Origin of the sequence: Brevundimonas huaxiensis (assembly GCF_014218725.1) — a bacterium.
Lineage (GTDB): Bacteria > Pseudomonadota > Alphaproteobacteria > Caulobacterales > Caulobacteraceae > Brevundimonas > Brevundimonas huaxiensis.
Map to the genome: position 1 here is coordinate 1 of NZ_JABBJE010000016.1, position 10,779 is coordinate 10,779.

The window sequence follows — 10,779 nt, forward strand, 5'->3', positions numbered from 1 at the left end:
CACCCTGAACGAAGCGGCCCATACCCACCTCCTGCTGACCTCGGGAGAATAAGCTAATTCGCTCGAGCTGGAGGCGTTTTCACACAGCCTCAGTCAGAAGCGGACGCCCCTCCACTGCCATTCATTGCGTTTGTCTGGATCTACACTGGGACCCTTAAAGTGCGGATGCAGCCCTACTCGAATGCTTCAATCATCGACGTCACAGCATCCCGCTGATGGTCGCTGAGCTTTGACCACGCCCTAATCAATCGAGCAGTTCCAGGATGATCGCCACGATCTTCCCCGACCAGCTCGGCGACGTCACACTTCAACGCTTTCGCTGCGAGCACTAGCTTCGACGCAGCGACGCGGTTTTTGCCAACCTCGTATTTCTGAACCTGCTGGAACGCCACGCCCATCGCTTCACCCAACCGGCGCTGTGTCATTCCGACCGCCTCACGGCGATCGGTTATGGCTTTGCCGATGGCGGCGTCTAGTCGTTTTTCGTAGTCGCTCATGAACACGGATAGTCGCCGAATACGGAACATCCGCAAGCGTCGTTTTCGACCGAACGCCCCTTGAGCCGCCCACGACCTGGCAAGATCGGGCAAGATCTCCACCCACCTATCTCAGTGCCATTTTCTACATCCGCACTGAGAGGGCCTTTAGCGTATGTTTGCTCCGACAACGGACCGGAGTTCATCGCCACGGCGTTACGCGATTGGATCGCTGCCGTCGGCTCTCAAACGGCCTACATCGAGCCTGGCAAACCCTTGGGGGAACGGCTACTGGCAGAGCTTCAACTCCAAGCTCCGGGAAGAACTGCTGAACGGCGAGATCTTCTTCAGCCTAGCCGAGGCCCAGGTCTTGATCGAGGCGTGGCGGCGTCAATTCAACGCCGTGCGGCCCGCCGTCCAGCCGGCTCCGTACGCCGTCTTCGGGCGATCGCGATCACGAGCCGCGAGCGTCTCATACGACGGCGTGAGCACCACGATGCTCAGATTGTACTGCGCCAGGACTTCGGCGGCGTCTCTCAGGTAACGACCTAGCACGACGTCCTGCAAGGCGACGTGGAAGCCTGCATCCGCATAGGCTGACGCAGCTCGCCAAGCTGAGTTGTACCGTAACTCAAGCTGCGACACCGCGCCCGCGGAGGGTGTAGGGCTCATCTCCTCGCGACCATTCACGATCATCCTGCGGAAAAGGTCGCCGCGAATATGCACCGATGGCGACAGTCGCTCTGCCAAAGCCTGAGCGACGCTGGATTTGCCGGCGGCCATGAGCCCCGTGATCAGCCAGATGCGTCCTTGCACATTCATCGGCTTAGATTAGCAGGTCAGGCTGCCAGGTCTGCCAAGAAAGCAGCCGCTCTCCTTCCGAGAGCCCCAAAGTGTCCGCTTTCCATCCCCGGCGACGCTCAGAGGGTCAGTTCTGTTGGCGTGATGTGCGCAAAACGCAGACATTAGGCGACGCTAGCAAATCCAACTTGTCTCGCCCGGCGGCTTCGGCCTGCGGCAGCCGCCGGCACGCCACAAACGCTGTCGGAGGCTTGAGGGCCTTGTTGGAAAAGGTCGGAGCAGCCATCAGGACGGTGATATTTCGCTGGCGGCTGCGTGCGGCTAAGGTCGCCCCGACCGGGAGGGCGACATGAGATTGGCTGCCATCGTCTGCATGCTCTGCTTGGGCGCTGCGCCTGCCGCGTCCCAGACGCCCGCATTTGACCCCCAGGCCCGGGTGACCGAGGCGCTGGAGCTTATCAAGCCCGTCGCCTACCACCGAGACCGCCTCGATTGGGCGGCGATCGAGGCGCGGGCGCGAGCCTTGGCCGAGGGCGCACGCGACGAGGTCGACCTGATGCCCGCCTATCAGGCGCTCGTCAGTTATCTCGAGGACAACCACTCAAAGGTCGAATACCCGGCGGGCATGATGGAGCGCTGGCGCGAGCGGTATGGAAGCCGCCGCATGCTGCCTGATCCGCCGCCGAGCCCGCCGCGCTCCACCTCGCGGTTCATCACGCGACGAGAGCCCGAAGTGCGAACGACGCCGCTTGCCTCGACGGCGGTCGGCGTGATCGTCGTGCCCTCGGCGCGCTACGAGCCCCCGCCGTCGACATTCGGAGCGCGGCTGTACGCCGGGGTTCGCGGTATCGAGGACCAGGTCTGCGGTTACGTCGTGGACCTGAGAGGCAACACCGGCGGCGCCCTGTTTCCGATGGTCGTCGGGCTGTCGGACCTGATCGGCGATGACCGACGCGTCGTCTACGTGCGGCCTGACGGCACAGAGATGGCGGCAAGGCTCAAAGATGGCGCCATGCATGCGCTCATGGAGGACGGGTCGGAGACCCTGCTGGACCGGATCGATGACTGGCGCCCGGCGCCCGGCGCCGATGCGCGCCCGGTCGCGGTTCTGATGGACGACGCGACTGGCAGCTCAGGCGAAGGCGCGGCGCTGTCCCTGATCGGTCGCAAAGGCGTGAGGACCTTCGGAGGTCGGACCGCCGCAGTCGCCAGCGCCAATCAGGAGATCGCTCTGTCAGACGGCACGATCCTGCTGATCACCACGGCGTTGATGGCCGATCAGCTCGGGCGGACTTATCAAGACGGCATTCCCCCTGACGAGCCCATCTCTCCATCCACCGACGAGAATGACGCCGCGCAGGCGGCCGCCGAGGCGTGGCTGGCGACCCAGGGGGGCTGCTCGTTGTAACCGGTCCCGGCCGGCTGGCCCTTCGCCGGTCGCTGCGCGTCTTGGACATCGAGGGCGCGATGACCCGCCGCCTAGGTCAGCCCAGCGCCATGAGCATGCGTAATCGGGCGGTCCTGCGAAGGGGCAAGCTCCCATAGAGTGCTCGGCTCAGTCCGAGATGAAGGGAGACGACGATGTTCTACGCTGCGTTGGATGTGTCGCTGCGCTCAGTGGCGGTCTGCATCATTGATGACGAGGGTAAGGTTCGCTTCGAGCGCTCCGTGCCGTCGGATGTACCGGATCTGGTCCGCTGCCTGAACGCGTTCGGCGAGCCGATCCATCAGGTCGGTTTGGAGGCCGGTACCCTCACCCAGCACCTGACCTATGGCCTCCGGGAGGCCGGGTTCGAGGTCGTCTGCATGGAGGCTCGACAGGTCGCAGCGGCGTTGTCGGCCATGCGCAACAAGACCGACAAGCACGACGCTCGCGGCATCGCCCAGATCCTCCGCTCCGGCTGGTACAGCCGAGTGCATGTGAAGAGCGTCGAGAGCCACCACCTGCGGGCGCTGCTGACCAGCCGAAAGGTGATGCAGCGCAAGTGCATCGATCTTGAGAACGAGATCCGTGGCCTGCTGAAGGTGTTCGGCGTCAAGCTGCCAATGCGCCTTTCGCGTGGAGCCTTCGATGTGGCCGTCCGCGACACCATCGAAAGCGATCCGGGGCTGAGCCTCGCCCTGATACCGATGCATGCGCGGCAGATGCTGTTCGCGACCTTCATGGAGTTGGACCGACGGGTGCGAAAAGCTGCTCATGAAGACGAGGTCTGCACCCGGTTCATGGGCATACCCGGCGTAGGGGAGATCACCGTCCTGAGCTTCAAGGCCGCTGTCGATGATCCTCCCCGGTTCAAGAGCTCGCGCACGGTCGGCGCCCACTTCGGACTGACGCCCCGACGCTTCCAGTCCGGCGAGAAGGATAATCCCGGCCGCATCTCCCACGCCGGCGATTCCGACGTGCGGGCCGCCCTCTACGCCGCCGCCAACGCCATGCTCATGCGCTCGATCAAGTGGTCGAGCCTGAAGGCCTGGGGGATGCGGCTGATGAAGACCAAAGGCCGTCGGCGGGCGATCGTCGCCGTGGCCCGCAAGCTTGCTGTCGTCCTGCACCGCATGTGGGCTGACGGTTCTAAGTTCCGGCACGGATCGGAGGTTGCGGCATGACCTGACTACCGCACCACAATCCGATCCTGGCCGGATCGTCCCACGCGGACGACGGGATGGATGAAGCCGAAAATGTCTGCTGCGCTTCGAGCGCGACCAGTAGCGAGGCTCTCCAGGCCCTGATCCCATGCATGCGTGCAGCGGCTCCGCTCGCAAGGAGCCATCCAGACTGCGAAGAGAAGCGTGACCCGCGTGATCGATCAGGCCGATGATCAAAACCAGCTTGACCCCTATGCCCGATTAGAGAAGCAGACATTGGTCCGGGAGACGAAAGCGGATCTTTCTCGCGCCCATCGGGATCAATCAGCCTATAACGGCATCCGCGATGGCCATGCCTGGTCCGCCATCAGCCGGACCAAGTAGGCGAGCGACCAGGCGGTTGGGAAACCGCCGCTGCTTGACCACGGCATAGAAGCGTTCGGTCACCTCCGGGATTCTGTGGTGCTCGACGAGGATCCCTGTATTCAGTTCGTCCCGCACGACGATGGGCGGGACCAGGGTGATGCCGTCGCGTTCCCTCGCCAGCAGTCGCAGCATCGCCATGTCGTCGACTTCCGCCAGTATCGTCGGGCGAAGCTGCGCGGCCTCCAGCAGGCGGTCGAAGGCGACCCGAATCTCACTGTCCTGGCTGGGCAGAAGCAGGGCGTGCCGCGACAGGTCGTCGGGAAAGCGGAACCGACGCTTCGAGCCAAGCGGCCGACCCACGAGGCTGACCGGTTGTTCGGCGAGCAGGTGGTTTCGCAAGAGCGACCGCGTGTCGATCGGCGCTGCGGTGTTGGTTAGGACGACGTCGAGCGCATGCGCATCGAGTTGTTGAAGCAGATCTTTGGTGTTCCCCGACCGAACAATCAGTTCCACGTCCGTGCGGCCGACGAGAGGGCGCAGGAACTCAAGCTGGAAGTTGCGGGACAGAGTCGTAAGCGCGCCGACCCTCAACGTCTGCCTTCGATCGGAGGCGCGTTCGCCCAGAGTCGTCAGGAGTTCGTCGCCCGCCTGAAAGACCGTGTCGGCATAGTCCAGGGCGATCTGCCCCGCCTCTGTCAGGACCAGCCGCCGCCCGAGCCGCTCAAAAAGCGGATGACCGATCTGGTGTTCAAGCTTCTGTATTTGCACTGAAAGTGCTGATTGCGACAAATGCAGCCGTTCTGCGGCCCGGGTAAGGGTTCCCTCATGGGCCACAGCCCAAAAATACCGCAGGTGATTGAAGTTCAGGTTGCGCATACTGTTCGATATAAAAGAACGTTTTTGCACAAACTATGAATTTTTCGGGAAGCGCATCGTCTCCTAATCAGTCCGTCCATTGAGATCAATTTTCTCAGGACGTTCGATGCCGGCTCACCTGTCTCCGCTGCTCGTTCCGATCCCGCTGATCCTGGCGGCGGGTCTGGCGTTTCTGTCGCATGGGGTTCGGCCGCGCACTGCTGTTCGGGTGGCCGAAGCAGCAGCCGTGCTGAACCTGGTCGGGGCGGTGGCCATGGTCGGCGCCTTGGTGGCGAACGGGCCCGAGTCCTGGCCGATCGTCGAGGCGGCGGGCATCGTCCTGTCGTCCCGCCTCGATGCGATCAGCGTCACTATGTCCGCGCTGGTGGCCTTCATCGGCTGGATCGTGGTGCGCTACGCCTCGACCTATCTCGACGGCGAGGCGCGACAAGGGGCCTTCACGGGCTGGCTCTGCGTGACGCTGGCGTCAGTGATGCTGTTGGTGACCGCCGGCGACCTGACGCAGTTCGTCGTCGCCTGGATCGCAGCGGGGTCGTTTCTTCAGCGCCTGCTTTTGTTCTACCCCGACCGCGTCGCGGCGCGTCGGGCGGCCCGCAAGGCGCGGATCGTCTCGCGTCTGAGCGACATCTCCCTCATCGGCGCCGCAGTCCTTCTGGCGATCGCCTATGGAACGACCGACATTGGCGCCGTCCTCGCCGACGCCAAGGCAGGAGACGGCGGCACCCTGGCCGTCGCCGCGGCGGGTCTGGCCGCCTTGGCGGCTGTGCTGAAGTCCGCGCAGTTCCCGTTTCATGGATGGCTGACCGAGGTCATGGAGGCTCCGACCCCGGTGTCCGCCCTGCTGCACGCCGGGGTCATCAACGCCGGCGGCTTCCTGCTGATCCGGTTCGCCGACGTCATGCTGCTGGCGCCGGGGATCCTGGCGCTGCTGATGGTGATCGGCGGGTTCACGGCGCTGTTCGGCGGCCTTGTGATGTTGACCCAACCGGCGGTGAAGACCTCACTGGCCTGGTCGACCGTGGCCCAGATGGGTTTCATGATCCTGCAGTGCGGGCTTGCCCTGTTCCCGCTGGCCCTGCTGCACATCGTGGCCCACTCGCTCTACAAGGCCCACTCCTTCCTGGCCTCCGGCGGCGCGGTGGAACGGGTGACCGCCATTCGTCGCCCGGGGCCCGTGGCCATTCCCGATGCCGGTGCAGTCGCGCGCGCGTTCGTGACAGCGCTCTTCATCTATGTGTTCATCGGGCTGGCTTTCGGCCTGACCCACAAATCCCCCCAGATCATCGCCCTGGGCGCGATCCTGATCTTCGGCGTCGCCTATATGCTGGCCCAAGGCTTCGCCGACGCCGCGCCCGCCGCCCTCACCCGCCGGACCGCGTTCTATGCCATCCTGACGTCCGGGGCCTATTTCGCCCTGCAGATGGTGGCGACCACGCTGACCGCCGGCGTGCTGCCCCCGCCGCCGGCCCCCGGCCCACTGGAGTGGGGTCTCACTACTCTTGCGGTCGTCAGCTTCGGCGCCGTGGCCGTCGTCCAGACCATGTTCCCCCTCTGGGCGCACCATCCGGCCGCCGCAGGTTTCAGGGTCCATCTCTCCAACGGCTTCTACGCCAATGCCGTCTTCGACCGCCTGAGCGGCGGATGGGCGGTCCCGCACCCCCGCTGATCCCACGACTTCGCAAGGACCCCGGCATGACCGAATCCGCCTCCGCAACCTCTTCAGACCCGATCCTCTGCGCCGTGGAAGACGCGGTAAGGGCCATCCCGCCGGCCTGGCCGCTGGCCGCCAATGTGGCGGTGAATCCTTACTTCGGTCAGGCCGGCGAAGGCCTCGCCGTCGCAGGCGCGCGGCTGGCTCGGGTGGGCGGCGGTCCGATCACCATGCCGAGATCCTGGTATCGAACGCGCATCGACGACGGCACGATTTCCGCAGCCGACCTTCGACACGCCTGGGCGAGCGCCCCGGCCGCGATCCGGCCGAAGGACGTGCCGGCCCTGAAGGCCGCAGCCGCGGTTGACGGTCCATACCGGGGGCCCCTTCCGACGATCGCGGACCTGGCCGCCGAGGCATCGGGCATCGACTGGCCGGGTTTGATTGCGGAACGACTGGGTGCCTGGGCGGCCTATTATTTCGACGAGGGCCAGGCCCTGTGGGCCGGGCCGCGGGGGCGCGGCGCCTGGGCGGCGTGGAAGGCGGTCGCCACCCATGATCTGACGCCTGAGATCGCGGGCCTCAGGGGCTTTGCGCAGCACGTGTTCGAGGCGCCAGAGGCTGCAGAAGACGCCATCACGCGCGCCGCCAGGCGGCTCGGGCTGCGGGGCGACGCGGCGGCGACCTACTTTCACAGGCTCCTGCTGGACTGGGGGGGCTGGTCCCAGATCGCGCGTCATCGGCTGTGGCAGGCCGAGCTCCGGGAAGCAACAGACGCGACGGTTATGGACCTGCTGGCGGTGCGGATGGCGTGGGAGGATGCGCTGCATCAGCGCTACGAGGAATGGATCAAGCAGGGCTGGGCCGAGGCGCGGCGAGCCTATGCGGAGCCCGCCACGCCCGACCGCGACATGGTGATCGACACCATCCTGCAGGAGGCGCTCGAACGATCGCGGCAAAGGTCTCTGTCGGCCGCTCTGGGAGGCGGACGATCGGGAGGAGCCGACGACAGCAGGCCCATCCTGCAGGCCGCGTTCTGCATCGACGTGCGCTCGGAGGTCTTCCGGCGGGCGCTGGAGAGCCTGGACCCGCGGATCAGCACCCTGGGCTTCGCGGGCTTCTTCGGCCTGACGGCCGCGCATCGCCGCTTCGGCTCCGACGTGGAGGAACGGCGGCTCCCGGTGCTGCTGAACCCGGGAATGACAACCACCGCTTCCTCGCCCTCCGATCCTGTGGAGACGCTGAACCGCGTCAGGGCGCGCGCCAGGCGCGCCTGGGGCCGCTTCAAATTGGCTGCGGTGTCGTCGTTCGCCTTCGTCGAGGCGGCCGGACCCCTGTACGTCGGCAAGCTGGTCTCTGACGGTCTGCGGCGGAAGCCCCGCGCCGCGGCGAGCGAGCCTCCGCCGCGATTCGATTCGTGCTTGTCGCTGGAGGACCGTGTGGCGACAGCGGAGACGGTGCTCCGCGCCATGTCGCTGACGTCGGGGTTCGCGCCGGTGGTTCTTCTGCTCGGGCACGGCGCCGAAACCGTCAACAATCCCCATGCCAGCGCCCTGCACTGCGGCGCATGCGGCGGCTATCCGGGCGACGTCAACGCCCGCCTGCTGGCGCAACTGTTGAACGACCGTGAGGTTCGGGTCGCGCTTAAGGGTCGCGCGATCGACATCCCATTCCACACCGTCTTCATCGCCGGCCTACACAACACCACGAGCGACGCGGTCGAGTTGTTCGATCTGGACGAGGTGTCCACTGTCTACGCTGAGGACCTCGACCAAGTGCGCACTTGGCTGATCGCCGCCGGGGGCCTGGCGAGAACGGAGCGCGCCTTGAAGCTCCCCCGGGCGAACGCTCACAATATCAAGCGGCGTACCGCCGACTGGGCGGAGACCCGGCCCGAATGGGGCCTGGCCGGATGCAGCGCCTTCATCGCGGCGCCGCGGCGACGCACTGTCGGCGTGGACCTGGGCGGCCGCGCCTTCCTTCACGACTACGACTGGCGACAGGATCGGGAGTTCCGCGTGCTCGAGCTGATTCTGACGGCTCCCGTCGTGGTCGCCAGCTGGATCAGCCTTCAGTACTACGGCTCCACCGTCGCGCCCCGGGTGTTCGGCGGAGGCAACAAGCTGCTGCACAATGTCACCGGGGGCGTGGGCGTGGTCGAGGGAAACGGCGGCCTGCTGCGCGTCGGCCTCCCATGGCAGTCGGTCCACAACGGAGAGCGCCATGTGCATGAGCCGCTGCGCCTGTCCGTCTGCGTCGAGGCACCGCGCGAGGCGATGGCCGATATCCTGCGCCGGCATCCCGGCGTCCGCGCGCTGTTCGACAATGGCTGGCTCCATCTCTTCGCCCTCGACGACCGCGGGCGGATGGCGTGGCGGTACGATGGCGACTTGGGCTGGAGGGGCGTCGCAGACGCGGCAACCGCCCCCGAGAAAATGGCCGCTTGATCAGCCTGACGCGCGCGACAAGGGCGGCACCCCGCCCAATGACATTCTTATGGAGAGACGATGATCGGCAATAGTGTGGAGCGCCAGAAAGATCTGTCCTCCGTGGACGCACAGATCGAGTTCGTGCTGGGCCACCCGGACATGAGCGACTGGATCAAGGATACCCTCCGCGGGGCTCTTGCCTGTTCGCCCATTGAGGTCCTCAATGATCTGGAAATCCTCAACCGCATACTGCCCGCGTGGTCGGACGGGTTGACCGCCCAGACGAGTTGTGATGCGGGGCCTCGCTCATGAAAAGGTCGACGGGGGTGCTGTCAATCGACCGCGCGAAGAACGCCTCGTGCCAATGTTCGCTGCCCACCCCTAGGCGACGATGACCAGGCCCGCTTTCGGGCCCGGTCGGAAGTCACAGATCGATCTGCTCTGACATCTCCAGAGCATCGTCCACCTCGATACCGAGGTACCTGACGGTGCTCTCCAGCTTCCTGTGGCCGAGCAGGAGCTGACAGGCGCGGAGATTGCCGGTCTTCTTGTAGACGAGCGATACTTTTGTGCGCCTGAGGCTGTGGGTCCCGTAGCCCTGCGGTTCCAGGTCGATCATGCGAACCCACTGATCCACGAGGCGCGCGTACTGCCGCGTTCCAATGTGCTGGCCCGGCCGGCTACGGCTTGGGAATAGCCAGTCATCTTCAGGTTCGCCGCGGATCCTCAGCCAAGCCCCGATCGCGTCGCGCGCTGGCTCTGTGATCTCAAACGGCACCGGCCTTCCGGTCTTCTGTTGGATAACAATCGAACGCTGGCGAAGCGCGCCGCCGGGAGCCACGTCACTGACCCGGAGCCGAACCAGGTCACAGGCTCGCAGCTTGGCATCCAAGGCGCAGTTGAACATCGCGAGGTCGCGAACTTTCTTTGCGACTTTCAACTGTTGTCGAATGGCCCAGATGTGCTTGGGCTTGAGCGGTGCCTTGGGGCCGATAAGGCGGCCGGCATTCCATGGTCGCTTCGGTTGCTTGAACAGGTCAGACTGGCGCATGGCCAACCTCCATTGAGATCGCCTCCCTGTCCGTGGCAAGTCTACGCTCTTTGCATCTGTTCAGCGCCAGGTGCGGACATTTGCCTAGTTCCGGATTTCTGACATTCTGCCACCAGCTGATGGAGGCAGACGATGTCTGGATTTACCGACGAAGAGCGGCAAGCAGATGCCGCCCGACGCTCAGCGGAGCAGGTAGAGAGGGACGACAGGTTTCGAAGCGCTCAGGCCTACCGGCCTGCGGCCGATGACCCGTTCTGCATGATCTGCAATCTGCAGTTCCCTTCGCACCAGAATCGCACCCCAGACACGCCGATCTGTGAGGCCTGCTTTTAGGCAGGTGAGCGCCAGGAGCGGTCATTCACTAAGCGCCGGAAGCACGTCATTCATCGATGCAGTCTGAGCATGGAGACGTCCGCTTTTTGGTCCGACGCCTTTGGCCGTTACCGACCGAGGCCGTGTAAAAACCTGCTGAGCGGTGGCGGGGTGGAGGTGGAGACGAAGCGCAGGACGCCATCGCCTCAGGCCCTGATCGCCTCGATCAGA

The 10,779-nt window shown here is 65.1% G+C and carries 9 protein-coding genes and 1 pseudogene; 6 read left to right on the top strand and 4 right to left on the bottom strand.

From position 1 onward, the window contains the following. Positions 1-173 precede the first annotated feature (173 nt). Positions 174-497 (bottom strand): helix-turn-helix domain-containing protein, encoded by a 324-nt coding sequence (locus HF680_RS15450; RefSeq protein WP_185225686.1) that lies wholly within the window; start codon positions 495-497, stop codon positions 174-176. Between the two features lie 138 nt (positions 498-635). On the opposite strand from HF680_RS15450, the pseudogene HF680_RS15455 reads away from it, so the two are divergent. Continuing rightward, positions 636-888, top strand: a pseudogene (locus tag HF680_RS15455) (integrase core domain-containing protein); the annotation flags it as partial. Here HF680_RS15455 and HF680_RS15460 read toward each other — a convergent pair. Next, a complete protein-coding gene (locus HF680_RS15460) occupies positions 867-1,298 on the bottom strand; it encodes an AAA family ATPase (protein ID WP_185225687.1) in 432 nt (143 codons plus the stop codon). The pseudogene HF680_RS15455 and the gene HF680_RS15460 sit on opposite strands and share 22 nt — an antisense overlap. Before the next feature lie 415 nt (positions 1,299-1,713). On the opposite strand from HF680_RS15460, the gene HF680_RS15465 reads away from it, so the two are divergent. Both HF680_RS15465 and HF680_RS15470 read left to right on the top strand, forming a co-directional pair. Beyond that, a complete protein-coding gene (locus tag HF680_RS15465; RefSeq protein ID WP_185225688.1) occupies positions 1,714-2,685 on the top strand; it encodes a S41 family peptidase in 972 nt (323 codons plus the stop codon). Between the two features lie 173 nt (positions 2,686-2,858). Then, positions 2,859-3,884 (top strand): IS110 family RNA-guided transposase, encoded by a 1,026-nt coding sequence (locus HF680_RS15470; RefSeq protein WP_185225689.1) that lies wholly within the window; start codon positions 2,859-2,861, stop codon positions 3,882-3,884. Between the two features lie 303 nt (positions 3,885-4,187). On the opposite strand, the gene HF680_RS15475 is transcribed toward HF680_RS15470, so the two are convergent. Beyond that, positions 4,188-5,105 carry a LysR family transcriptional regulator gene (locus tag HF680_RS15475; protein WP_185225690.1) on the bottom strand — a complete coding sequence of 306 codons (918 nt, stop codon included), beginning with the start codon at positions 5,103-5,105 and terminating at the stop codon, positions 4,188-4,190. 106 nt (positions 5,106-5,211) lie between these two features. On the opposite strand from HF680_RS15475, the gene HF680_RS15480 reads away from it, so the two are divergent. The 3 genes from HF680_RS15480 to HF680_RS15490 are packed head-to-tail and all read left to right on the top strand — an operon-like array spanning position 5,212 to position 9,497. Beyond that, entirely contained in the window at positions 5,212-6,771 is a 1,560-nt protein-coding gene (locus HF680_RS15480) for a proton-conducting transporter transmembrane domain-containing protein (protein WP_185225691.1), read from the top strand. A gap of 26 nt (positions 6,772-6,797) precedes the next feature. Next, entirely contained in the window at positions 6,798-9,203 is a 2,406-nt protein-coding gene (locus tag HF680_RS15485; protein ID WP_185225692.1) for a YbcC family protein, read from the top strand. A gap of 60 nt (positions 9,204-9,263) precedes the next feature. Next, a complete protein-coding gene (locus tag HF680_RS15490; RefSeq protein ID WP_185225693.1) occupies positions 9,264-9,497 on the top strand; it encodes a hypothetical protein in 234 nt (77 codons plus the stop codon). A gap of 112 nt (positions 9,498-9,609) precedes the next feature. Here HF680_RS15490 and HF680_RS15495 read toward each other — a convergent pair whose 3' ends face one another. Continuing rightward, a complete protein-coding gene (locus tag HF680_RS15495; protein ID WP_185225694.1) occupies positions 9,610-10,236 on the bottom strand; it encodes a tyrosine-type recombinase/integrase in 627 nt (208 codons plus the stop codon). Positions 10,237-10,779 lie beyond the last annotated feature (543 nt).

Excerpts from the sequence above, each read along its gene's own strand:
- HF680_RS15450 (WP_185225686.1), bottom strand. The coding sequence starts at position 497 with ATGAGCGACTACGAAAAACGACTAGACGCCGCCATCGGCAAAGCCATA.
- HF680_RS15470 (WP_185225689.1), top strand. The coding sequence starts at position 2,859 with ATGTTCTACGCTGCGTTGGATGTGTCGCTGCGCTCAGTGGCGGTCTGC.
- HF680_RS15475 (WP_185225690.1), bottom strand. The coding sequence starts at position 5,105 with ATGCGCAACCTGAACTTCAATCACCTGCGGTATTTTTGGGCTGTGGCC.
- HF680_RS15480 (WP_185225691.1), top strand. The coding sequence starts at position 5,212 with ATGCCGGCTCACCTGTCTCCGCTGCTCGTTCCGATCCCGCTGATCCTG.
- HF680_RS15495 (WP_185225694.1), bottom strand. The coding sequence starts at position 10,236 with ATGCGCCAGTCTGACCTGTTCAAGCAACCGAAGCGACCATGGAATGCC.
- HF680_RS15460 (WP_185225687.1), bottom strand. The coding sequence starts at position 1,298 with ATGAATGTGCAAGGACGCATCTGGCTGATCACGGGGCTCATGGCCGCC.
- HF680_RS15485 (WP_185225692.1), top strand. The coding sequence starts at position 6,798 with ATGACCGAATCCGCCTCCGCAACCTCTTCAGACCCGATCCTCTGCGCC.
- HF680_RS15490 (WP_185225693.1), top strand. The coding sequence starts at position 9,264 with ATGATCGGCAATAGTGTGGAGCGCCAGAAAGATCTGTCCTCCGTGGAC.